The sequence below is a fragment of the Paenibacillus sp. cl130 genome (assembly GCF_900116035.1).
GTDB lineage: Bacteria > Bacillota > Bacilli > Paenibacillales > Paenibacillaceae > Paenibacillus > Paenibacillus polymyxa_B.
Map to the genome: position 1 here is coordinate 98,639 of NZ_FOYG01000009.1, position 24,993 is coordinate 123,631.

A 24,993-nucleotide genomic window follows, 5' to 3' on the forward strand; every position below is an offset into this window, starting at 1 on the left:
TAACCCTAACGGTTAACCGGGTATGCTACATAATGGCCGGGACTGATTTCTCTCAGCTCGGTTGCACTGTTGTTATCCTTGTCCCATACTAATGAGCCGTCTGGTTGGGCCAAGCCTCCCCCCAGTCCCTCCCGCTCTCCGACTGCTCTCGGATCGGGCACAGGGATGGAGGACAGCAGCGCCTGCGTATAAGGGTGAGCGGGCTGCTCATACAACTCATCTGCATCAGCTACTTCTACCAGTCGCCCATGGTACATCACACCGATTCGGTCTGAAATATGCCGCACCATCGACAAGTCATGGGCGATGAACAGGTACGTCAGCCCGAACTCCTGCTGGAGATCCTCCAGCGTGTTAATGACCTGCGCCTGGATGGACACATCCAGTGCCGAAATCGGCTCGTCACAGACGATGAACTCGGGGTTCACGGAGAGAGCACGAGCGATGGAAATCCGCTGGCGCTGCCCGCCGCTGAACTCGTGCGAGTAGCGATACAGATGTTCCCGCTTCAGCCCTACCTTTTCAAGCAAAGCCACTACAGCATCCTTACGCTCACTCCCCTGATGCAATCTGTGAATATCCATCGGCTCACCGATCAGGTCAAGCACGTTCATACCCGGATTAAGAGAGGAATATGGGTCCTGAAAAATGCTCTGAATGCGCCGACGCAGCGGCTTGAGCTGTTTGTCGTTCAGCTTGGAAATATCCTGACCGTCAAAGCGTACCGTACCTTCTGTATAATCGTATAACCGTGTCAGACAGCGTCCAACCGTTGATTTCCCACTACCTGACTCACCGACCAGTCCGAACGTCTCACCACGCTTGATTTGAAAGCTCACGCCATCCACCGCCTTGAGCACCTCAGAGCTACGCCCTAACAAATCCTTTGCGGTCACAAAATGCTTCTTAAGCTGGTGTACCTCTACCAAGGGCTGATGCTCACCCAATACATCGTTTGCTTCACTCACCGTTATTCCCCCCTTCCGCTTGCCCCGCTTCGGGCGTCTCGTAGACTCCAGCAGGCACTGCGTCCGGCTCGTTCAACCAGCAGGCTGCTCGCTGATCCGGGCGCAGCTCCACCATCGGCGGCCGCTCCACACAGCGGGCAAACGCATGCGGGCACCGTTCCATGAACGGACAGCCCGATGGCGGGTTCAGCAGGTCTGGCGGCGTGCCCTCAATCGGCACCAGCCGCTCGCGGAAGCCGTTCGTGCGCTGGGGCACAGAACGCAGCAGGCCCTGCGTATACGGGTGGCCCGGACGATAAAAGATATCGTCCACGCCCCCCTCCTCCATCACCATGCCGCCGTACATGACGATGACACGGCTACACACCTGGGCGACGACGCCCAGGTCATGGGTGATCAGAGCAATCGACATGTCGGATTGCTGCTTCAGCGTCTTGAGCAGCTCCAAGATTTGCGCCTGAATCGTCACGTCCAGCGCTGTAGTCGGCTCATCTGCAATCAGCAGCTCCGGGCTGCACGAGAGCGCCATGGCAATCATCACCCGCTGGCGCATCCCGCCACTGAATTGATGCGGGTATTGGTTCATTCGGCGCTCCGGCTCGATAATGCCTACTTGTCGCAGCAGTTCTACAGCTGCTTGCGTAGCCGCTTCCTTGCTCAGTCCTCGATGTCTGCGAATCACCTCAACCAGGTGATAGCCAACCTTTTTGACCGGATTCAGTGAGGTCATCGGGTCCTGAAAGACCATCGCTATCTGGTTTCCGCGTATTTTGCGCCATTGCTTTTCCGTCAGGGCGGTCAGACTTTGTCCCCGATAACGGATATCGCCGCTCAGCCGCTTGCCCGGCGGGGCGATCATCGACATGATCGCTTTCGCTGTAACACTTTTGCCGCTGCCGGATTCTCCTACGATTCCTACCGTTTCTCCAGCATCAATATGAAAACTAACCCCTCGAACTGCCTGATTTTCCCCTTCACGAGTGAAAAAGGAGACCTCCAGCTGTTCGACGGACAGTAGATGTTCCGTCATTGTGTTTCGCTCCTTCCTGTCGCTCCTGGAGCCATTTGTAATGGATCTGTGCTATGAATCATCGTTTTACTAATTTGGGTTCAAAGCCTACACGCAACACATCTCCCAAAACATTAAAGCTCAACACAGTCAGTAAAATAAGTAGACCTGGGAATAATGCCATATATGGGGCCTGTGCAATATATCCTTGGGCATTATTCAGCATACTGCCCCACGTAGCGTTCGGTAGCTGAACACCAAAGCCGAGGAAGCTCAGTGACGATTCCATCATAATCGCTGAAGCGATATTGTTCGTCGCCCCTACGATAATTACCGGAATCAGATTCGGTACGATGTGCTTCATAATAATACCAAACGTACTTTGTCCCGAAGCTTTGGCGTATAGTACATACTCCCGTTCGCGCAACGTCATTGTCTCTGCACGAACCACCCGGGCAATGTTCATCCACATGAGCAGGGCGATAATGACAATGATATTGCCGACGCCCGGCTTCAAAAACACACTCAGCAGCAAAATAACCAAGAAAGACGGAATCGACATGATCAGCTCCAAAACCCGCATAAGCAGATTGTCGATCCATCCTCCAAAATATCCGCTCACAATACCTACCACTGCACCGATACTGGTCGCAATAATCATGGACGCAAAACCTACCAGCAATGATACACGTCCACCGTACAGTGCTCTTGTAAAATAGTCCCGCCCATAATCATCCGTCCCAAACCAGTGTGCCGCTCCCGGCGGTTGGAGACGCTCCAGCACGTTCAACTTATTCGGGTCCTGCGGCGATAAAAATGCGAAAATCGCCCCCAGCGAGAATACGATCAATAGTATGAGGGCGACGGCGCCCATTTTGCTCGTCATCAGCTCGATCCCGATGTTGCGCCATTTGCTCCGATTCATGAATTCACCTCGTTGATTTAATTCTCGGGTCCGCAATGCTGTATAAGATATCTGCAAGCAGATTACCCAGGATCAGCAGCAGAGCGGAAAATAAAGTAATCCCCATGATGACGGGATAATCCATTCCTTTTACCGCCGTCATGCCCAGCGAGCCAATGCCCGGCCAGGAAAATACCGTCTCCGTCACAATGGCTCCAGCCACCAGGTCCGCAACCGACATTCCGAGCAGCGTAATGATGGGCAGCAGCACATGCTTGAGCACATGTCGAAACAAAACCAGTCTTTTTCCAGACCCAAACGCGTATTGAATCTGCACATACTCTTCCTTGAGCTGCGTAATCGTGCTGGAACGGATGTACCTCACATACACAGACAGAAAGCCGAAGGCCAGTACAAAACATGGTAAAATTCCATGCTTAATCACATCCAGCACCGAATCCGTACCGATGGTACGCATCCCTGTACTCGGAAGCCAGTGCAGATAAATCGCAAATAAATAAATAAGTAAAATACCGAGCCAAAACAGCGGAACAGAAATCCCGATGTACGACATCAGATTAATGAGCTTGTCGATCCAGCGATTCCGATTAGCCGCAGCCGTCAAACCGAGTGGAATTGCAATCAGCACAGCCAGTATGATAGATGCGCCCATTAACCCGGCTGTAGCCGGTAGACGATCGAGAATCTGATCCAGCACAGGCTGGTGATTAATTAGCGAGTAGCCGAGATCACCCGTTAGGCTCTTTTTAAGCCATAATATGTACTGCACATAAGCGGGCTGGTCCAGCCCCAAGCTATGCCTCATTCGTTCAATGTCTTCCAGATGCATATTCGGTGTAACAAAAGAGAGAACCGGATCACCTGGAGCCAGCTTGATCAAGCCGAAGCAGACGATGGACACAAAAAATAGCATCGGTATAACTTGCAGCAACCTTCTGGCGATGAGTTGTCTCATACGTTTCCCTTCCCCTTGCTGTTTTCGAAAAAAATAAGCTGGTTAGCCCAGCTTATTTTTGAAAACCCTGTCTTATTTGTGATAAATTTTGGACAAATCCTCGAAAATCACGACCGGCTTCAACACAGCCTGATCAATACCGCCATACTGCTTGTCGAAGGCTACAATAGTCTTGGTGTAAGCAATCGGGTAGATGACAGCATCCTCAGCCAGCAGCTCCTGTACCTTTTTATAAATTTCTCCACGTTTAGTCGTATCCGACTCACCCGCGCCCTCTTCCAGCAGCTTATCCACTTCTTTATTTGAATAATGCGAATAATTGGAGGACGATCCGGTGCTATACAAAATACGATATGCATCAGGGTCATACCCCATGATATAGCCGCTGATCGCCAGATCGAAGTCCTTGGCATTCGTATCGACGAACTTTTGCGACCATGCCGAGGAATCCATGCTGTTCACGTCCAGCTGAACGCCTATGTCCTTTAACTTCTGCTGGATATAGAGCGCTTGTGCTTCCTGTACCTTGTTGCCGCCCGGAATGATAATGCGCAGCTTCAGTCCTTCAGCTCCAGCCGATTTCAGCAGCTCCTTCGCCTTGTTCACATCATTATTGAAAAATGCAACGTCGTTCGTGTGATACAGTACATCCTGTGTCAGAGCAGATTTCGCAGTATCTGCATAATCCTTGGAACCATAGGAGACTTGAATCAATTCATCCTGATTCAATGCATAAGAAAGCGCCTGACGTACTTCTTTTTTGTTCAACTGCTTCGTATCACTGTTTTCATTAAACATCAGATAAGCCAAGCGACCTTCGCTGTAAGGGAAAATGTCAAACTTATCTGTTGCTTTAATGGTCTCTACATTTTGCGGATCGAGATAGTTTACATTGATCTCACCATTTTGAAGGGCCAAATTCGCAGCATTCGAATCTTTAACAATCCGGTATGTTACTGAATCCAGATGCGGCTTGCCGCCAACATAGTTATCGAACCGTTCGAGTGTAACGTACTCACCAGTTTTGTACTCTTTAAATTTGAAAGGACCTGATCCAATCGGAGAGTTGTTTTTCGTGCTTTTCTCAATATCCGCTTCATTCTCGAAAATGTGCTTCGGAATCGGGGATACCTGTACCAGTGCTGCCTCAAAAGCAGGAGCTGGCTGAGGAAGCTTAAAATCGACCGTTGTATCATCAACCTTGCTCGCCTGTACCGGTTTGCCATTAACCATAAAATTACTTCTCAAAAAGCTGTGCTGCTTCTCGTCCAAAATTTTGTTAATGGTGAAAACGACATCGTCAGCTGTCAGCTTCTCGCCATCATGCCAAGTCAGATCTTTTTTCAGTTTTAGTGTATAAGTCAGCTTGTCTGCTGAAGGAGTCAGACTGTCTGCCAAATAAAATGTCTTTTTGCCATTGTTCACTTGAAACAATGGTGCGAATATCGCCTGGTCTATCGTCAGACTTACCCGATCACCCGCATAGTTTGGATTCAGCACCACCGGATCAGCTTGTACGCCAATGATCAGGCTGCCGCCATCTTTAGGCTGTCCGTTATCAGCTGTTGTGGTAGCTGTACCAGGCGTATTCCCATTCGTCTCAGACGTAGATCCAGAATTCCCGCCGGAGCATGCACTTACAACCAACATTAATACAATTAATACCAATACACCAGTCAAATTACGACGCATCGCTCTAGCCCCCGTGTCCTCTTAGTATGTAATAAATTTATTATAAATCGGAATAGTCGGATTTACAATCGATCAAAAACTGTTTATTCCCCTTGTCATTAGCATTCCAGACATTATGTGATCGAATCTAGAAAAAAACACCCGGTAAGGGTGTCTTCAGAGTATCCACAAACTGATCAGTGCCAGGATGGCAGGCAGGCCTTGCTTTAATAAAATAGACTTATTAGCAGTTAATGCACCATACAACGCAGCCACTACCACACAAATGACAAAGAATAATTGGATTTCCCGCCCGATCACAGTATCCGGATAGAACAAGCCCCACACCAATCCGGCTGCCAAAAAGCCGTTGTACAGCCCCTGATTTGCAGCCAAGGATTTGCTTGCTTCCGCCAGCTCCTTCGAGGTGCCGAACGTACGCATCGCCCGCGGAGTCGTCCACAGAAACATTTCCAATATTAGAATGTACACATGCTCCAGAGCTACAATTCCGACCAATATTGAACTAAGTAAGCTCAAGTATATTCCTCTTTTCCACATAAAGTTACTATGAGGTGATTTTTAGATCTATTCTCGAAAAGTATAGTTCATCTTCCAAAAACAGTAAAGAGACCGAGCCTAAGGCCCGGCCTCTTTTCTACATGAAGCCTTACATCGTTCTCGCAAAATCCAACAAAGCTTTGGACATGCTGTTGATCTCGTCTGTAGATGCATTCACTTGCTGCGTTAGCGCGGCTTGTGTTTGTGTCAGCGTAGACATGTTACCGATATTGTGCAAAATCCGCTCGATGAGTGTCTTCATTTCGTCCAGACTAGTCTCGATATTTCCGGTCGCATCAGCACTGTGAATGGCAAGTTTTCTCACTTCATCTGCGACTACCGCAAAACCCCGCCCCTGCTCGCCCGCACGCGATGCCTCAATGGCAGCATTCAGACCCAGCAGATTTGTTTGATTCGCAATCTCTTTAATGAAGTTGGAAATGTTTTGGGTTTCTTCTGCACTGACTTTGGCTTGATTCGCTGCCTCTGTCGATTGCTCCTGAGCCGTTGCCAGCTCCTGCGCCTGGTTACTAACCGAGTTAACGCCGTTCACCATTTCCGTAATGGAATCGGAGAGATGCTGGATTTTGAGCGTAAGCTCATCCGCGACAGCCTGCTTTTCCTTTTCCACTGTGATATCACGAATGGTCCCGGCAATACGAATAGGCACTCCCTTGCTATCGCGTATGCTTCTTCCACTGTTTTGATACCAGCGATATTCACCATTTTTACTTTGCAAGCGACACACCATGTCATATGGCGTACGATCTGAATAATCATTTAAATGATCAACTACAGCCTTAAACGCATGCTCGGCATCGTCAGGATGTATACGCGAACTCCAACTGCTTAGTACACTCGGGAAGTCCTGCTCATCCTTAAAGCCCAAGATGTGGCGGAATTGCTGGGACCACCAAAATATATTATCCGGGTTCTCAATGTCTCCATCAGCCAGAATGACATCATATGGAGCCTCCACCAAAACACGATTGATGAGATCATATCTTGTAACTAGAGCCTGCAACTCCTCGGACTTGATCTTCTGGTCGTGCACATCCAACAGAGCGCCCGCAATCCGAAGTGGCACTCCCTGCTGATCGCGGATCGTCGTTCCGGTAGCCCGGAACCAGCGGTATTCTCCATGCTTCAGCTTCAAACGATACTGTACGTCATAAGGCGTCTTGCCCGTAAAATCCAGCAAATGATCTGACAAAGCTGCCAATGACCTGTCATGATCTTCGGGGTGCAGCCGGGATGCCCAGCTGTTTAATACATTGGGGAAGTCCTTTTCGCTCTGATACCCCAGCATAGCACGAAATTCTTCTGACCATGTGAACGTATTACTTGGATTGACGGGATCACCCGCAACCACCTCCATGTCCCATAAGCCAATCTCTATAGCCTTGGTAACAAGCTTCAGACGGATGTCAACATGTTGAGCATCCTTTTTCATGGACTCAAGCGCTTGGTTGACATTGTTTGCGATTTCTTGAACCTCGGAAGATTTGGATGAAACTTGTATTGCGGCAGAATAATCCTTCTGCTGTATTCTTTGTGAAAGTTTGCGGCTTTCTTCTACTAAAGGAGCAAGTGAGTCGGTCTCATTTTTTTTAAAAAACATATATGCTCTTCCCTTCTAAGCCAATATATAAAACGATATAGTTTAATATCGGAATTTTATTAAGAATCATTATAAATAAATCTAAAATCGCATAGGTAATAAGAATCATTTTTATGTCCATATACCTATATATTCATACAAAAAACATCGAAAAATGTCGAAAAAGGAAAGATCTTAATAAGTCTGGAAACGAAAAGAGCACCTTCGCAATACTTCACAAAGGTGCTCTTTCTGTCAACTATTCAGTTCGTCGCATCTTATTTAATTGAAGCAACGTATTCTTCGCCCTTTTCTTTATCATATTGGCCTTCCCATTTGGACATGACCACAGCGGCAAGCGAGTTGCCTAATACATTGACTACCGTACGCGCCATATCCAGAATGCGATCAATACCAGCGATAAAAGCCAAACCTTCCAGCGGGAGATTCACTGCTCCAAGTGTAGCAAGCAAAACGACAAAGGAAGCACCCGGCACCCCTGCAATACCTTTGGATGAAATAATCAAAACTAGCACCAGCGTGATTTGTGTCGTGATTGGCAGGTCAATGCCGTACATTTGGGCAATGAAAATCGCAGCCAGTGCCTGATACAGGGTGGAACCGTCCAGATTAAAAGAATACCCAATCGGAATGACAAAGGAAGTAATTCCTTTAGGACATCCGAACTTCTCCATCTTCTCCATGATCTTAGGCAGAACACTTTCCGAACTGGCCGTCGAATATGCAAGCAACAGCTCACTTTTCAAAATTTTAATCATGGTCCAGAGACGGGTACCGCAAAGCTTGGCGATAATTCCGAAAACAATCACAATGAACAGCGCCATGGAGCCGTACACCGACAAAACAAGCTTCAATAATGGCCATAACGACGCCAATCCAAACTTGGCCACTGTCGTTCCAATCAGTGCGAATACTCCGAACGGAGCCAGGCGCATGACCTGATTGGTTACCCAGAACATGGCGTCGGCTACGCCTTCAAAGAAATTCAGCACGGGCTTGCCCTTGTCACCAATCGCCGCTACCCCTAGTCCAAACAGTACGGAGAAGAATATAATAGCCAGCATATCTCCCTCACCCAGAGCTTGAATAATATTGGTAGGAACAATATGCACAATCGTATCTATAAAGCTATGGCCTGACTTCTCTGCAGTCTCCACATAGGAATGAATATCACTCTTGGCCAGGTGGGACATATCCACGCCGTCACCCGGTCGAACCAAGTTGGCAACAAGCAGTCCGAAAAGGATGGCGATTGTCGTTACAATCTCAAAGTACAGAATAGACTTGCCGCCAAGTTTACCTAGTTTTTTCATGTCTCCCACGCCGGCAACGCCGATAATGAGCGTTGAGATCACAATAGGCACGACAATCATCTTGATCAAGCGGATGAAAATATCGCCGATTGGCTTTAAGTAGACTTCCACCCCTGAATTGCCGTAAAATAAGGCACCAATAATAATACCTAAAGCCAGACCGATAAAGATTTGCATCGTCAAATTAATCTTTTTCACTTCGTGTCCCCCCTGGCTGATTTGTATATTTTTGCAGTATGCTGTTCTTAATATTCAAATGATGTTATTTATACTACAATCTGATCTATAAAAAACGACAATTATCTACAGCTGCATTTATTTTTTTCTATAAATTCACAAACTTTAACGGCGGGCCTGTGAATTTAGCTCACATTGCCTTTCTGACTGAATACCCAGGAGGTGAATATGGATGAAGTTAAATACACTCCTTTTCCTGCTCATGCTTGTATTTGTACCGCTCGCAGGTGAGCTGAATATTCACCCGTTCGCTAATACATTCCGTCTTAGCTTTGGTACGCCTGTATTTTTTTTCTTTCTGTTATCTATTCGTCATATTCCGCCTGCATTATCGGGAGTGCTTGCAGGGATAGCTGTAGTGGCCTTTCGCATCTTACTCAATCATTACACTCAGCCCGGTCTTCCCTTCGAAGAGTTGCTGACACTACATGGCCCTACCTTTTTTTATTACATGGTCTACGGTCTGCTCTTTCAGGTCCTTAACATTAATGCTGAGCCTTACCGCGCGCTCCGCGTGGGCATCCTCTCTGTAGGGATTGAGGTTGCCGCAAGTGTGTCGGAACTTAGCGTCCGGTGGAGCATTGACGGCGATTTCTGGGACATCGTTAAGATCAGCAAAGTAGCTTTCATGGCTATGATCCGCAGCTTCTTCGTGCTTGGGTTTTATAATATGATTCGGCTAAATCAATCGGTTCAGCATGAAGAGGCACAAAGGCAGCAGACAGAGCGAATTTTACTCCTTGTATCGGACTTGTATGAGGAGTCGGTCCAGTTAGGCAAAACGCTGTCACATGCAGAACAAATCACTCGTGAAAGCTACGAGTTGTACCGTGAGCTACAGCAGGATGAATCTCTGAAGGATAGAGAACATTACGCCAGACAGGCACTTCGTATTTCCGGACAGGTTCACGAGATCAAAAAAGACAGCCAGCGGATTTTTGCTGGTTTGTCCAAGCTGATTGATGCCGAAAGCGGAGTCCATTACATGGCTTCTCAAGAGCTTGGGGAGCTAATCATCCGAACGAACAGCAAATATGCGCAATCGCTGGACAAGTCCATTCGTTTTACCCTAGATGTCGATCCTTTGTTACCCAAGCTGCATGTTTATACCGTTTTGACACTTATTAATAACCTGACAGCCAATGCGGTTGAAGCAATGAAGGACAACGGAAGGATCGACGTCTCCATTCGTTGTCTCCCGGGAAAAGAGGACATAGCCTCCTTTAGTGTTACCGACAACGGTCCGGGTATTCCTCAGCGGAAACGGGAAATGGTCTTCACACCGGGGTATACGACCAAGTATGATGAGGAAGGACAGCCGTCGACCGGTATGGGATTGTTTTATGTGCGTGAGGTCGCGGAGAGCCTTGAAGGAACGATTGAACTGCAACAGGATGAAGAAGAGAATACAGATAGATTACAGACCACTTTTAGAATTACATTGCCTTTACGGAAACTGACGGAGAAAGGAAGATAGCCCGGATGCGTTTTTATATTGTGGATGACGATCAGGGAATTCGTTCTATGCTGGCAGATATTATTGAAGACGAAGGTCTAGGGGAAGTCATCGGGGAAGCAGAGGATGGTACCTACGTGAATAGCGGCCTCCTGGAGTTGAACCGGATTGATGTATTGCTGATTGACCTGCTGATGCCGCTTCGTGACGGCATTCAGACCGTGCGTGCACTCGGCGATCAATTCAGCGGCAAAATCATTATGATTTCTCGCATCGAATCCAAAAACATGATTGGCGAGGCGTACTCGCTCGGTATTGAATATTATGTGGCCAAGCCTTTGAATCGACTGGAGATTATTGCAGTTATTCATAAGGTGGCTGAGCGTCTGCGCATGCAGCAATCGATTACGGATATCCAGCGCACGCTTCAAGGGTTGTCGATGTTCACATCGAATAACCCAACGGCAACAATTGAACCGACCCGAAACATCGTAACTTCCGGGCAGTTTCTGCTCTCTGAAATGGGGATGATCGGGGAAGCCGGGAGTATGGATCTACTGGACATGCTGGAATTTCTGGACCAGTATGAGGAGGAAACAGGCAATCTATCTCCCTATTTGTTCCCGCCGTTGAAGGATATATTTTCCAATGTGGCGTCCAAACGGTTAGGGGCTTCAGCCTCAGCAGTAGAGCTGAGTAAGGAAATCAAAGCATCGGAGCAACGTGTCCGCCGCGCTATTTTCCAGACGCTAAGCCATATAGTATCGCTCGGATTGACCGACTATACCCATCCTAAATTTGAAAATTATGCATCCAAATTTTTTGATTTTACAGAAATCCGCAAAAAAATGCTGGAGCTGCAAAACAATGTGGAGCCTTCACTGTCCCAAGCCCGCATTAATACGAAAAAGTTCGTACAGGTGCTCTATATGGAAGCAAAACGGCTATTACACTAAGCATTTTGCATAAATCCCAAGAGTATTCACAAATCAGCAATATATAGATCGGAACGGGTTAGTCCGTCTAAATATTGTACCTTCGAGCGTTGGGAATCGAATTATGCAAACTGCTGACATTAAAAGAAAAGCACCTGCATCTCCCCATGCATCTATTACTCGGAGATAAAACAGGTGCCCATCGTTGATGATTCGATATCCCTTTAGTCCAGACTCTTGTCCTGCCACTCCATAGCTTCTAAGAGATCTACACCATCGGACAGCAGACGTTTCAAGACATTCAGTTCTTCCGAGCTATAACGATTTAAAAATTCAAATAACTGCTGCTGTACCTTAACATGCAGTCGTTCATGCACAAGAAAGAGTCTTTTCCCCAACGGGGTTAACCGAAAATAAATTTCTTTCTTGTTGTCGTTAAGCTGGGTTCTGCGAATCCAGCCTTCCTTGATCAGCTTGGTGCTGACTTTCGAAACTGTACCCTTGCTCAGCTCAATTCGATCCGCTAATGTCGTAACATTAATCGGCTCATGCCTCCCAATACAGTCAATGACGTGCACATCCGTCAGATTGAGCGAAGCAATTCCATCAAAATGCTCGTGGATTTCTTCGAGAATAGTCATGCTCTCTCTCTGCTGATGCTGCTCCAGCTGGTGATTCATCTTAATGAGCAAATCATAAACATGCTGAACTGATGTCGCTTTCTCCATACGAACAAATGGTCACTCCTTTGGCATACTCCTCCTTTCATTATAGCCCATTTTTGTTTCATAGAAAACAATATATGCATACGGAAAGCTCCCCTTTAATATTTCCGTATATATACAAAATATATCTAGTGTAGATACTTTGTTTCCCTTGAAACAATTTTATTTTAGTGCAATTGAGAATGATTATCAACCTTTTTTTTAAAAAGTTATTTCTGTTTCACTCCAAACTAAGTAAATATTTTCATTTCGAAAAATATAATTGTATAATCGTAAAATGAGAATAAGCTAGAACAAGCTCTCCATAGAAGGGATGATGATACATGTCGGATGCAAACCAATTATTCGGTCAAGCACTGGTTAAATCACTGGTCGGGGAACGTGGACATATTCGAGTAGCTCGGGCTTTACCAGACATCGACGTCGAGCTGGCAGGGAAGAAAAATGCTGAAATGCCTTACAGCATTTACCAACTGCTGAAGCATATGATTTACTGGCAGCAATTTATGTTGGAGCATTTGGAAGGACGGAAGCCCCAGCTTCCGGGGAATGTCATGGAAAGCTGGCCCGAAGAGACTGGACCGCAAAGCGAAGAGGCATGGCAGGCTGTTATTAATGAATTTTTACAGGGCGTGGATCAGGCTGTGCAGATTGCCGAAACCGCGCAACTGGATGATTCACTAGCTCATTTCCCAGGTGAAACGAAAGCAGGACTTCTGCGGAATATCGCTTCCCACAATTCATATCATTTGGGTGAAATCGTACTGCTACGCCGGATTTATGGAGCTTGGCCACCACCAGGAGGCGGCTTTCCCGCTTAAGGCAACACCACGCTCTAATCAAGATTTCCCCCATCCGCTGCTTCATACCTCCATCATTGCATTGGGATTTAGGCACCACGAGGAACTCGCTTGCGTACCCTGTATGGGAACCCGCTAACTCGACCTGAAGCCGTTCATCCGTAATCAGGTGCAATCCGAATAACGGTTCCCATGATGCAAGATCAAAGAGAGGTTTCGAGGTTATGGTGAGACACTTATATTTAAATCGTAATATCGCCTGTATGATCGTTATTAGCCTTATTGCTAACATGAGTGGGAGTATGATCCTTCCACTCTTTGCTATTTATGTAGAGCAATTCGGGATATCTACACTCGGCATGAGTATTTTATTTTCTCTGTTTTATGTGGGAAGATTTCTTGGTGGAGGCATGGCAGGACGAATTTATGAAAAGATTGGCGCAAAACGCTTGGGGTTGAGCCTACTCATTGCCGAAATCGCTTGTATGCTCCTGTTTCCGATTGCAACAAGCTTCATCATTCTATCCATACTGAGACTCCTCCAAGGCTTGGTAGCTATAGGGCTAACCGTCTTTGTAAGAGTCACGATCAACCATATGAGCACCCCAGAGAATCGAGGCACGCTCAATGGATATATCAGCAGCAGTGAAGGTGCCGGTATGATTTTAGGGCCTCTTATGAGTGGGGCTATTGTTTCTTATTTTTCTTTATCCATTCCGTTTTATTTCATTGCTATTTTCTCATGTATATCCTTCGTTGCCGTTTCAAGAATGACTTTCCTCAGTTCTCCCTTAAAGCCACAAGAACAGCATTCGCCCCCTCTGAAACCCAAAGGAAAAACCATGTTAACGAAACCGTTACTTGTCTATTCTACCGTTCATTTTCTTGAAATGAGTGCATTCGCTATATTTTTAACGTACTTCTCTGTATATGCAACCTACAAGCTCCATTGGAGTCCCGCAGAAATTAGCTTAGCTTTTACAATTATCGGCATATCAACCTTCATATCAGCACCCTTTATTGGCAAAATATCTGATCTACTTAAGGATCGCTTGATGCTTTGTATCATCGGTCTATTGTTGATCATGGTGGAAATCATCTTATTTCTTTGGTTCACAGAACCATGGATCGTATACTTAGCGATGTTCATCGGAGGTATAGGAGGAGCCAGCTATCTGGATTCCTTTTACTCGCAACTAGGGGATGTTATTCCTGAGGAAAATAGAAGCTCATTTATCGGCAACGTCGTATCTTTGTCCGAATTGGGGGCCATTGTGTCTCCGATCATCGCAGGTGCACTCATGGAACGGTTTAGCATCAGCACTCCCTTTTACTACAATTTGATTTTGGTGTTGATCGCTATAGTTATCCAATATGTCATTCGATTCAAGTCGAAATCTATAAGAAAAAGGCCAATTGCATAAGCAACTGGCCTCCTTTCTTTTCATCACAGCTCTAACTCAACTGCAACCCCAAAATGATCCGATACAACTGGTCCTGTCTTCCCGTTCAGTACAACGGTTGAGGATTGAACCTGTGCAGCCTTATTGGAGAAGATAAAGTCAATGCGGAGCGGCTCCGCGTTACTTTCCCAGCCAGCAATAGCTTTAATCACCGTGTGGCCTTCATCACGTACTGCTGCATTCGGATAGGTGTCTGACCAGCCGGATTGCAGTACATAGTCATATCCTTCTCCACGTACTTCGGCCGCGTTGTTGAAATCACCCATCATAAACACAGGAGTCGGAGCAAAAGAATTTAGCACTTTGGTTGTACGATCCCATAGTCCACGGAAGGATTCTTCATCATTCCACCAGTTATAATGTCCACTTACAAACCAGGCCTGTACTCCGTCCACCACAGTTTGAATGCCGACAATTTTACGCGAGCGGTAGTTGTCATAATCCTGTAGCGAGGAAACATATTCGTTCACCGTAGCTGTAATCGGTGTTTTGGACAGAATCGCCAAACCCTCGTCGTATTTGGCAAAACCAACATGCGCGGGAGCCCACGTCCAATGATAGGCGTTGGACAATAGCCCGTTCAGCACATAAGCATAGTTATCACGCTTAATGACAACTTCAGGATCTGCGCTATAGTAAGCGCCCAAATCGTCCGGCGACAAAGGAGTTTCTTCCATGGACTGGTTCACTTCCTGCAAAGCAATGACATCAAACTGCTGTTCATCAATAAAAGCAGCCAGTTGCTTTAGCTTATCGTGCTGGTTTTCTTCCATCCAAGCATGTGCATTTAAGGTTAACAACTTCAAAGTAATCACCTGTTGAGTATGTCTTGTATATCTGATTTAAGCACATCAGCCTTCGGTCCGTAAACTGCCTGCACCCCATTATCTACTTTTATCAAGCCCAAGGCACCCAGCGCTTTCCACGTTTTTTCGTCCCCAACGGCATCTGTATCCTTCACCGTCACACGCAGACGGGTCATGCAAGCGTCCACCTCGACAATGTTCTGCTCACCCCCAAGCGTCTTGATGATATCCGTAGCCAGTTGATTTTGAGTGGAAACAGCTGCCACACCATCTGTCTTCGTATTCCCCACCTCGGAAGTGCCCTGAGGCTCCTCATCCGTATAGTTCCCCAGTCTTCCCGGCGTAGCCATTTTGAATTTACCGATCATAAAATAAGCGATAAAGTAGGTTGCTACCGCAAACACCACACAAGTCAGCACGAAGTTAATAATATCCTGCACCAAACCCGCATTTATAGACAACGGCAATCGGGTCAGCAGTTCAATCATACCAAACGAATGTAAACGCAAATGTATGATGTCGGCCATTCCGAACGCAATACCAGTAAGAATAGCATAAACCACATACAGCACAGGCGCTACGAACATAAACATGAATTCCAGTGGCTCCGTTACCCCTGTTAAAAAGACAGCTGCGGCTGCCGAAAAGATCATCGACTTGTACTTGCTGCGTTTATCTTTGTCTACACGGCGATACATAGCCACCGCTAGTCCCATAAGGATTCCTGCTCCACCGATCATTTGTCCTACCTTGAAGCGGGCAGGCGTCACGCCTTCCAACAAGCTATTGTAGGCTGTCGGATCGGTACCACGAAGCGCACTCAGGTCACTTGCCCAAGCCAGCCACAGCGGGTCTTGCCCGGCAACGACGCTTCCTGCCCCGGAACCCGTAAGTGTCGTGTAAACGCCACCAAGTTGAGTATAGTTAATAGGAACAGTCAGCATATGGTGAAGTCCAAAAGGAATCAGTAGTCTTTCCAGTGTACCATAGACAAATGGCGCTACAAAAGGAGCCGACTCTCCCGAAGTCGCCAACCAAATACCGAACTGATTAATCCCCCCCTGAACAAATGGCCAGATGGCAGACATGATTAAACTTACGATGACAGACCATAAAATCACAACAAAAGGAACAAAACGTTTACCGTTAAAAAAGGCTAAAGCGTCTGGCAGCTTGCGGTAATTGTAGTACTTGTTAAATACCACGGCCCCGACAAATCCGGAGATGATACCGACAAACACACCCATATTAAGTGCAGGCGCCCCTAAGATAGAGGTAAAATAGCCACTAACCGGAATGGATGCACCAAAAAGAGTGTGGGTGGTGGCACCCTCCTGGGTTAGCATTTTCGAGGACACACCCAAAATCGTTCCTGTTGAAATATTAATGAGAATAAAGGCAATTAAGGCAGCAAAAGCCCCGCCCGCTCGTTCCTTAGCCCAGGAACCACCAATCGCCACTGCAAATAGAATGTGTAAATTATTGATAATACCCCAACCCAAATTCTCCATGACCCCGCCGACAGTCAACCAGAAATGGATATCGCCAGCCAACATCGCCACTACTTTACCGAGCGAAATCATAATCCCTGCTGCCGGCATGACAGCAACAACCACTAGCAGTGCTTTCCCGAGCTTTTGCCAAAAATCAAATGATAGAAGTTTTTTCATGCTCCTTCAATCTCCATCCCTTATAGTATGTACAGCGTTGTTCGTACCCTATAAACATTATGCAATCGGTTGCACAATTATTATAATGATATCGCTTTCTATTGGCAATACCCTAATTGTAAATATCTTGGTTAATGATGATGTAAAAACTCGAAAAAGCCGCGAATTTGTTGATTTTCGAGCAATATCGTATGATAGAACATAATATTTCCTGCTTGAGATAGCAAAAGGAGACGAAGACGATGGCAGTAACCATCAAAGATGTCGCAAAACGTGCTAATGTTGCTACTTCCACCGTATCCCGTGTCATTCAAGACAGCCCCAAAATCAGCGAAGCCACCAAGGCACGTGTCCGTAAAGAAATGAAGGCGCTTGGCTATGAACCCAACTATTCAGCTCAGAGTCTAGCTAACCGTGTCACACAGTCGATTGGCATTATTATGCCTGAATCGGATGTGGCAATCTTTCAAAATCCCTTCTTTCCGGAAAGCCTTCGCGGGATCAGCGAATGGGTGAATGAGCACAACTATACACTGTCCATTGTCACAGGAAAAACGAGTGATGAATTGCTATCCCGCGTGAGGCTGATGAGCCGGACCGGACGTGTTGACGGCTATATTGTTCTGTACTCCAAGCAAAAAGATAGCATCGTGGAGTATCTTCATCAAGAAAAAATACCTTACACCGTAATCGGTAAGCCTCAGCAATTTGTCAGTGAAACTACCCATGTAGACAACGATAACTACCAGGCTGCTAAGGATGTGGTCACTTATTTGACTGGGCTGAATCATCAGCGCATTGCTTATGTTGGCGGTGATCATGAACAGATCGTGAATATTGAAAGACTCCGAGGCTACCAGGATGCGCTGCGAGAGGCGGGCTTGCCTCTACCCAAGGAATACGTGGTCAGGGAGCCATTTAATCTAGAGGACATGCGCACATTATTGCAGGCTACCCCGCCGCCTACCGCGATGATCGTTAGCGACGACCTTGTAGCCATGGCAGTACAGAAAATGCTCTCTCAGCTCGGCGTGTCCATGCCAGAGCAGTTATCCATGGTGAGCTTCAATAATCTAATGCTGGCTGAGCTGATGAATCCCCCTCTCACTTCCGTGGATATTGATATCTTCACTCTAGGTTATCAGGCAGCCAAAAGCCTGATTGAAAAAATCGAAGACCCCAAAGAGTTGACCAAACACATCATTGTTCCCCACCGAATTGTGGAACGCGAGTCCAGCCAGGTACTATGATTCTCTGAGGAATGAACAAGAACTGATTTTGTGGAAACCCATAAAATCAGTTTTTTTGCGTTGACAGGGCAAACGGTTGCACTATATACTGAACTCGCTCATATACTGGTTTCGTTAAAACAACGATCTCATTTTCCGAGAGGGGTACACAATCATGGTTTACAACCGATTATTTGACGTAGATAGCTGGAAGCTGACAACACACACTCTACATAGCACACACATGCGATTACAGGAAAGCATAACGTCCATAGGCAACGGTTATATGGGCATGCGCGGCAATTTTGAAGAAGCTTATTCAGGTGATCATCATCAGGGAACTTATATCTCCGGTGTATGGTTCCCCGACAAAACAAAGGTCGGCTGGTGGAAAAACGGCTATCCTGAATATTTTGGCAAGGTCATCAATGCCATGAACTTCATCGGCATCCGTCTGATCGTAAACCAAGAGGAAGTAGACTTATTTACGGCACACATCAGCGATTTTGTGCAGGAATTGGACATGAAGCAGGGTATCCTGCGACGCACCTGCACCGTGAACGACCAGGTTCGTATCACTACGGAGCGTTTTCTGAGCCTCACCACTCGTGAGCTATGCCTGATTGATTACCAAGCAACGAATATAAGCGAGCAGCCTCTAACCATAGAGCTTGTCCCCTATTTGGACGGCAATACGAAGAATGAAGACACGAACTATGATGAGGTTTTTTGGTTGGAGGAGGCCCGAGAGGTTCAAGAACAATTCATCAGCCTGTCCACAACAACTATAGATAATCCCTTCGGTATTCCGCGCTTTACCGTAAACGCTACCATGGGTATTGTGACCGAGGGACAGGAGCAGCAGACGACGGAAGAGAGCTTTTTGTACGCTGCACGCCACTATCAATACAGTGTCGCTCCGGGCGACACTATCCAGCTGCAAAAGATTGTGGCTGTTACCACCTCACGGGATATGGAAAAGGATGCACTGATTCCACAAGCTGAACGCATCGCCGTGGAGGCTGTGAACAAAGGCTACACTTCGCTCAAGCAGGAGCATGTCGCAGCTTGGGCCAGACGTTGGGACAAAGCCGATGTAGAAATCGAGGGAGATACAGAGGCCCAGCAGGGAATACGCTTTAACATTTTTCAGCTGTTCTCTACGTACTACGGCGAAGATGCCCGTCTGAACATTGGTCCCAAAGGCTTTACAGGTGAAAAATATGGTGGTGCCACCTATTGGGATACAGAAGCATATGCCGTACCTATGTACCTGGCGCTCGCAGACCCGGATGTAACCCGAAATCTGCTGCTGTACCGCTACCAACAACTTGAGGGTGCCAAGCATAACGCAGCCCAGCAAGGGCTACGGGGTGCACTATACCCTATGGTCACTTTTACAGGTGTGGAGTGCCATAACGAATGGGAGATTACCTTCGAGGAGATTCACCGTAATGGAGCCATCGCGCATGCCATTTACAACTACACCAACTATACGGGCGACCTGAGCTATTTACGGGAATATGGAATAGATGTACTGGTCGAAATTAGCCGCTTCTGGGCCGACCGGGTTCACTTTTCCAAAAGCCAGCAGCAGTATATGATCCACGGGGTTACCGGGCCGAACGAATACGAAAATAACGTCAATAACAACTGGTATACCAACACGCTGGCTGCATGGGTTCTGAAATATACATTATCGGTCTTACCTCAAATTTCAGCAGAAAAATCGGAGCATCTAGCAGTTACGGCTGATGAGCTTGCACATTGGCAGGATATCATCACTCACATGTATTATCCCTATGATGAGGAGCGGGAAGTCTTCGTACAGCACGATACCTTTATGGATAAGGATTTGCAGCCTGTATCCTCCCTTGATCCCAGCAACCTTCCACTAAATCAGAAATGGTCATGGGATAAAATCCTTCGTTCCTGCTTCATTAAGCAGGCAGATGTGCTACAAGGGCTGTATTTCTTTGGAGACCAGTTCACACTGGAAGAAAAAGCGCGCAATTTTGCATTTTACGAGCCAATGACTGTTCATGAATCCAGTCTGTCCCCGTCCATTCACGCCGTGCTGGCTGCCGAACTCAAAATGGAGGAAAAGGCAGTCGAGATGTATAAGCGGACGGCCCGTCTGGATCTGGATAACTACAATAACGATACCGAAGACGGACTTCATATCACTTCCATGACAGGAAGCTGGCTGGCGATTGTACAGGGTTTTGCCGGGATGAGAACGTATCGTGAAACATTAAGCTTCTCCCCCTTCCTGCCACAGGGCTGGAACAAATATACGTTTAAAATCAACTATCGCGGTCGCTTGTTAAGTATTCTCGTACAGGAAAATGAAGTGATCATTACCCTGTTGGACGGAGAACCGCTGACGCTGGAGCTGTATGGAGAGCCAACGCACATTAACAGTGGGCAGTCGTTAATGACGAACAGCGTTTCATAAATCGGGCAGACAGGGGGAAACCAAATGAAAGCAGTCATTTTTGATCTGGACGGAGTCATTACAGATACAGCTGAATATCATTTTCAGGCATGGGGCAGCTTGGCGGCAGCGCTGAGCATCCCTTTTGATCGGGAATTTAATGAACAGTTAAAAGGAATCAGCCGTACGGAATCGCTCGACAAAATACTGGCGCGCGGTAACCTGTCCGATAAGTTTTCAGAAGAAGGCAAGCAAGAACTGGCCACACGGAAAAATACGGAGTATCAGCGGCTCATTTCAGCTGTAACGCCCTCGGACATTCTTCCAGGCATTAAAGCGCTACTGACAGAACTTCGTGAAGCCCGAATCGGCATCGCGCTGGCCTCTGCAAGCAAAAATGCAACGTTTATCCTGGAGCGACTGGAGCTAGCCTACTATTTTGACAGTGTGGTGGATGTTACCGCCATTCGGCATGGCAAGCCTGACCCGGAAATTTTCCTCACCGGAGCCGCAAATCTAGGCGTTCAGCCTGCCGAATGTATCGGTATAGAGGACGCACAGGCTGGCATACAGGCGATCAAGGGTGCCGGGATGTTTGCGGTCGGTGTAGGAACACCTTCGCAAATGCAAGGTGCAGATATCGTGGTAGCCACTACTGCCGAGCTTTCTCTGAGCATGTTGGAGTCACATTTTATCAGAGGATGAAAAAGCAAAAAAAGATTATAAGGATCATAAAGACCGACTCTTAATGAATCGGTCTTTTTTGTCTGCTCCAAAAACCAGATGAGATCCGCCGCTAGGTCACCGTCTATTTTCTGTCTAATAAAGGTATACTCTTTTTAACAAACAATTAATGGTTGCTTGGTGAAGTGAATAGCAAATATCATTTTCTTCAGTAGCATCACTATATTGGAGTTTAATTGACAAAAGTGTGTCAGTAGCTATTTGTATATTTCTTCAGAAATAATATCGCCTGTTAAAAATTGATTGGTAATGTTGTAATAGCCCGTCAGGCTAACTGCATCGGGATTAATTTGTAAATCAACTTGCCAGATTTCAACTCCATTTTTGATGGAATTTTGAACAGTTTGCATAACATAACCGCTGTGTTTCCCAGAATTCCCAACTTTGAATCCATTGTTTTCATAAACTAAACAAACAATCAAAATCGCACGTTCATTTATAGATAAACTTCCACTGAGTTCACCCATGTGCTTGATAAAACGTTCAAAAGAATTAAATTCAGCGTTTTTTTTGATTACAATATGATCGCCCATCTCGACATGTAAAGTGGTTAATGGCGTTTTGACCTCTACATAAGTTTGATCCACCAGAAAATCCAGTTTTGAATTACCAAGCTTCGTTTCCCGGATGACTGTCTGGAAATCGCCAATCATATCTTTAAATTGACCACTTGTGATGAAATGTTCGATATACCGATTGGCCGCATTTTGGTTAATCCCAATCCATGACTTCGATTCAACGGATGGTAGATCCAGTGAAATGGCTTCAATGGTGAACTGTGTTTTTCTTTTAGGGTCATTACTACGCGAAACAAGACATGGGATATCATGAAAGACAATGTTTCCTATACTGCCTGTAGCAGGACAATGGCAATCGTGTAGCTCCCCATCCAGTTCAACCATCATAACAAATCGATTTTTCTTTTTTCGAATTACACCCTCAAGAAGAGGAGAAGCAAAATGAAAATGACTGCTTATATTCTCCATTACAGTTAAGCTCCTTCATTTCAGCGATTTTGGATCGTCTACAGAAACCACATGGAACTGTGTACCCCTCATAAAACTATACTGCTCGTCTCCTGACAACAGTGTGTCAGGAGGGTGATGGTAGGACGTATTTTCCGGCGGTGAGGACTGCACTATTGTTACCTTTGATTGTTCAATACCGTTTTAATTATCTTTCCGTTTAAAAAGCGCGGGGCAATAATAATCTAGGATGACAACCGGGAATCATTACTTTCTATAGACCAAATTCTGATGGAGAGAACACTACTGACATACAAGTGTCAGTAGTGTTTTTTTATAGTGATTAAAAACAATTAGGTTTATAAATACAACTGAAACACAGGAGGGATGGAAATTGAATAAAACCGAACGGCAATTAGCGATTTTATTGGAGCTACAGCGTAGGAAGGTTCTAAAGGGAGAAGAACTAGCGGAGAAGTTAGAAACCAGTGTACGTACGATTTATCGAGACATTCAGGCTCTTAGTGAATCTGGCGTTCCGATTATCGGTGCACCTGGACACGGCTACTCTTTAATTGAAGGGTATTTCCTACCCCCGATTAGCTTTACGGTGGAGGAAGCGGTCTCCCTTTTACTTGGAGCCGAATTCATTGAACAGCGATTTGATAATCAATATAGTCAAAGTGCTCAGTCCTCTCGGGGAAAAATTGAAGTGATCTTACCTGACCCCATTCGTCATGAAACTGATCGAATCCGCAGTGGTATCCGTTTTCGACTTCAATCTGAAGACCCTGAATTAGGTGAAAGGGAAAAATCCAATATAAAAACGATTCGTATTGCCATGATGGAGGGAAAGAAAATACATTTCAAATATACGAAGCGAATATCGGAATCGGAGAATAGTCGTGAAACGATACGAACAGCCGCACCTTTAGGATTAGTTCTTGTGCAAGGAGGGTGGCTGCTTGTGGCTCAGTGTGATCTCAGAGGAGAGCATCGACATTTTAAAATATCTCGCATGAGTGATGTGAGTACAATGATCGAAAGTTTCGAATTACCTCGGGACTTCAATTTGCATACGTATCGTCCGGCAGATGATCGACATGTAACCATTCGAACCGTATTTAAGCCCGAGGTTGCAGATAAAGTCGATGAATCAAAAATATATTTTATGGAACATGCTGAGCTTCTTCCGAGTGGCTATTATGTAGACTTCCGTGTTCGATATGCTGAGGAATTATTGCATTGGATTTTGAGCTGGGGATCTAATGTTAAAGTATTGAAACCTGAATCCTTTCGAAGTCGTGTCAAAAAAGAAGTGGAAAGTATGTTGAAGAACTACTGACAAACTGTTGTCAGTAGAAGGCTTGTATATTGTAATTATTCCAACTGAAAGCGAGGTATTCAACATGAATACAAATGAAAACAACAATGCACTGGTGATCGCAAAAGCTTATTTTGAAGCGATGGCAAATAAAGATATCGAAAAGCTGATGACGCTGGTTTCGGACAAAGTCACTACGACCTCTCCCTTAGGTAACCTTGAAGGTAGAGAATCATTCCAAAATTTTGCAGAAGGGTTTGCCCGGATGATTAACAAGCTAACACTCATTACAGCATTTGGAGATAATAAGGAGGCTGTGATCGTATATCATTCCAACACTATTCCAGTTCCGGATGCAACGGTTGCCGAATACATCGTCGTAGAGGATAACAAGATTTCCTCCGTTCAAGTGATCTACGATGGAACACCTTTTGCTGCTTACGCTGCAACTCAATCCAAACACTAAACCATTGGATCTATATAAATAATAAGCTTTGATACTTGAAAGGAAGAACCTACTGTGAACCAAAATAATACATCTAATTTTGAGAACGCGGAAGAAGTTATTGAGAAAATATTGCGTGAACGACATGCTACCAAAGAGTATAAAACAAACGTAATCATCCCAGAAGAAACGTTGAATGAAATTTTTGAACTTGCCGCGACAGCTCCTTCAGCCTGGAATCTTCAACACTGGCGCTTTCTGGTTATCCAGAATCAAGAACAAAAAGATCGAATCAAACCGATCGCCTATGGACAGCAACAGATTTCAGATGCTTCTGCTGTTGTTGTCATTCTCGGTGATCTTGAGGCAAACCGAACTGGCAGAGAAATGTATAACCGTCTTTATGAGTCAGAATTCATCTCGAAAGCAGTGCGAGACATCTTGTTCTCCCAAATCGAAGGAGGCTATCAAAGCCCTCAATTCGCTAGGGATGAAGCAAACAAAAATGCAGCTCTCGCAGCTATGCAACTCATGTTAGCTGCCAAGTCGAAAGGCTACGATAGTGGTCCAATAGGTGGATTTAATCCTGCAGGACTGCTTGAAGCTCTGAATATTCCTGGGCGGTTTATCCCTGTCATGATTGTCACCCTTGGTGTAGCCGCAACCCCTGCACGTCCAACAACACGTTTCTCCCTTAATGAATTAGTTATTCATGAATCCTTTTAAGTATTCGC

22 protein-coding genes are annotated in these 24,993 nt (G+C 45.9%); 10 read left to right on the forward strand and 12 right to left on the reverse strand.

The window, feature by feature from the left end:
* Window positions 1-5 precede the first annotated feature (5 nt).
* The 8 genes from BM358_RS21765 to BM358_RS21800 all read right to left on the reverse strand — a co-directional run bounded on the left by BM358_RS21765 (window position 6) and on the right by BM358_RS21800 (window position 9,221).
* On the reverse strand, window positions 6-968 hold the full coding sequence (locus BM358_RS21765) for an ABC transporter ATP-binding protein (protein WP_028541926.1): 963 nt from the start codon (window positions 966-968) through the stop codon (window positions 6-8).
* Complete coding sequence (locus BM358_RS21770; RefSeq protein WP_028541925.1) at window positions 961-1,998, reverse strand: ABC transporter ATP-binding protein; 1,038 nt, start codon at window positions 1,996-1,998, stop codon at window positions 961-963. The genes BM358_RS21765 and BM358_RS21770 overlap by 8 nt, the downstream gene beginning before the upstream one ends.
* Window positions 1,999-2,056: 58 nt before the next feature.
* Window positions 2,057-2,902 (reverse strand): ABC transporter permease, encoded by an 846-nt coding sequence (locus tag BM358_RS21775; protein WP_013308329.1) that lies wholly within the window; start codon window positions 2,900-2,902, stop codon window positions 2,057-2,059.
* Between the two features lie 4 nt (window positions 2,903-2,906).
* Entirely contained in the window at window positions 2,907-3,857 is a 951-nt protein-coding gene (locus BM358_RS21780; RefSeq protein WP_023986565.1) for an ABC transporter permease, read from the reverse strand.
* 72 nt (window positions 3,858-3,929) lie between these two features.
* Window positions 3,930-5,549 carry an ABC transporter substrate-binding protein gene (locus BM358_RS21785; RefSeq protein WP_028541924.1) on the reverse strand — a complete coding sequence of 540 codons (1,620 nt, stop codon included), beginning with the start codon at window positions 5,547-5,549 and terminating at the stop codon, window positions 3,930-3,932.
* 156 nt (window positions 5,550-5,705) lie between these two features.
* Window positions 5,706-6,068, reverse strand: a complete 363-nt coding sequence (locus BM358_RS21790; protein ID WP_028541923.1) for a DUF1304 domain-containing protein — start codon at window positions 6,066-6,068, stop codon at window positions 5,706-5,708.
* 130 nt (window positions 6,069-6,198) lie between these two features.
* Window positions 6,199-7,710 (reverse strand): methyl-accepting chemotaxis protein, encoded by a 1,512-nt coding sequence (locus tag BM358_RS27110; protein WP_028541922.1) that lies wholly within the window; start codon window positions 7,708-7,710, stop codon window positions 6,199-6,201.
* Between the two features lie 257 nt (window positions 7,711-7,967).
* Window positions 7,968-9,221, reverse strand: coding sequence for a cation:dicarboxylate symporter family transporter (locus BM358_RS21800; RefSeq protein ID WP_023986561.1), 1,254 nt, complete (start codon window positions 9,219-9,221; stop codon window positions 7,968-7,970).
* Window positions 9,222-9,432: 211 nt separating this feature from the next.
* Here BM358_RS21800 and BM358_RS21805 point away from each other — a divergent pair, with 211 nt between their 5' ends.
* Window positions 9,433-10,737 (forward strand): sensor histidine kinase, encoded by a 1,305-nt coding sequence (locus BM358_RS21805; protein WP_028541921.1) that lies wholly within the window; start codon window positions 9,433-9,435, stop codon window positions 10,735-10,737.
* A gap of 5 nt (window positions 10,738-10,742) precedes the next feature.
* Window positions 10,743-11,672 (forward strand): response regulator, encoded by a 930-nt coding sequence (locus BM358_RS21810; protein ID WP_028541920.1) that lies wholly within the window; start codon window positions 10,743-10,745, stop codon window positions 11,670-11,672.
* Between the two features lie 203 nt (window positions 11,673-11,875).
* Here BM358_RS21810 and BM358_RS21815 read toward each other — a convergent pair whose 3' ends face one another.
* On the reverse strand, window positions 11,876-12,379 hold the full coding sequence (locus BM358_RS21815) for a MarR family transcriptional regulator (protein ID WP_028541919.1): 504 nt from the start codon (window positions 12,377-12,379) through the stop codon (window positions 11,876-11,878).
* Between the two features lie 320 nt (window positions 12,380-12,699).
* Between BM358_RS21815 and BM358_RS21820 the strand changes: the two genes are divergently transcribed.
* Complete coding sequence (locus tag BM358_RS21820) at window positions 12,700-13,197, forward strand: DinB family protein (protein WP_023986557.1); 498 nt, start codon at window positions 12,700-12,702, stop codon at window positions 13,195-13,197.
* Window positions 13,198-13,400: 203 nt separating this feature from the next.
* Window positions 13,401-14,600 carry an MFS transporter gene (locus BM358_RS21825; RefSeq protein WP_028541918.1) on the forward strand — a complete coding sequence of 400 codons (1,200 nt, stop codon included), beginning with the start codon at window positions 13,401-13,403 and terminating at the stop codon, window positions 14,598-14,600.
* Between the two features lie 23 nt (window positions 14,601-14,623).
* On the opposite strand, the gene BM358_RS21830 is transcribed toward BM358_RS21825, so the two are convergent.
* Window positions 14,624-15,445 (reverse strand): endonuclease/exonuclease/phosphatase family protein, encoded by an 822-nt coding sequence (locus BM358_RS21830; protein ID WP_028541917.1) that lies wholly within the window; start codon window positions 15,443-15,445, stop codon window positions 14,624-14,626.
* 5 nt (window positions 15,446-15,450) lie between these two features.
* Window positions 15,451-17,115 carry a PTS transporter subunit IIBC gene (locus tag BM358_RS21835; protein WP_028541916.1) on the reverse strand — a complete coding sequence of 555 codons (1,665 nt, stop codon included), beginning with the start codon at window positions 17,113-17,115 and terminating at the stop codon, window positions 15,451-15,453.
* Window positions 17,116-17,357: 242 nt separating this feature from the next.
* On the opposite strand from BM358_RS21835, the gene BM358_RS21840 reads away from it, so the two are divergent.
* The 3 genes from BM358_RS21840 (at window position 17,358) to pgmB (ending at window position 21,486) form a co-directional block, all read left to right on the forward strand.
* The gene (locus tag BM358_RS21840; RefSeq protein ID WP_028541915.1) at window positions 17,358-18,365 is read left to right on the forward strand and encodes a LacI family DNA-binding transcriptional regulator; all 1,008 of its coding nucleotides are present in this window, start codon (window positions 17,358-17,360) and stop codon (window positions 18,363-18,365) included.
* 154 nt (window positions 18,366-18,519) lie between these two features.
* Window positions 18,520-20,802, forward strand: a complete 2,283-nt coding sequence (locus BM358_RS21845) for a glycoside hydrolase family 65 protein (protein ID WP_028541914.1) — start codon at window positions 18,520-18,522, stop codon at window positions 20,800-20,802.
* Between the two features lie 24 nt (window positions 20,803-20,826).
* Window positions 20,827-21,486 carry a beta-phosphoglucomutase gene (pgmB, locus tag BM358_RS21850; RefSeq protein WP_028541913.1) on the forward strand — a complete coding sequence of 220 codons (660 nt, stop codon included), beginning with the start codon at window positions 20,827-20,829 and terminating at the stop codon, window positions 21,484-21,486.
* Window positions 21,487-21,722: 236 nt separating this feature from the next.
* On the opposite strand, the gene BM358_RS21855 is transcribed toward pgmB, so the two are convergent.
* Window positions 21,723-22,511, reverse strand: a complete 789-nt coding sequence (locus tag BM358_RS21855) for a DNA/RNA nuclease SfsA (RefSeq protein ID WP_023986550.1) — start codon at window positions 22,509-22,511, stop codon at window positions 21,723-21,725.
* A gap of 373 nt (window positions 22,512-22,884) precedes the next feature.
* Here BM358_RS21855 and BM358_RS21860 point away from each other — a divergent pair, with 373 nt between their 5' ends.
* The 3 genes from BM358_RS21860 to BM358_RS21870 all read left to right on the forward strand — a co-directional run bounded on the left by BM358_RS21860 (window position 22,885) and on the right by BM358_RS21870 (window position 24,985).
* The gene (locus BM358_RS21860; protein ID WP_028541912.1) at window positions 22,885-23,835 is read left to right on the forward strand and encodes a helix-turn-helix transcriptional regulator; all 951 of its coding nucleotides are present in this window, start codon (window positions 22,885-22,887) and stop codon (window positions 23,833-23,835) included.
* Between the two features lie 64 nt (window positions 23,836-23,899).
* Window positions 23,900-24,280 carry a nuclear transport factor 2 family protein gene (locus BM358_RS21865; protein WP_028541911.1) on the forward strand — a complete coding sequence of 127 codons (381 nt, stop codon included), beginning with the start codon at window positions 23,900-23,902 and terminating at the stop codon, window positions 24,278-24,280.
* A gap of 54 nt (window positions 24,281-24,334) precedes the next feature.
* Window positions 24,335-24,985 carry a nitroreductase family protein gene (locus BM358_RS21870; RefSeq protein WP_023986548.1) on the forward strand — a complete coding sequence of 217 codons (651 nt, stop codon included), beginning with the start codon at window positions 24,335-24,337 and terminating at the stop codon, window positions 24,983-24,985.
* Window positions 24,986-24,993: the final 8 nt, after the last annotated feature.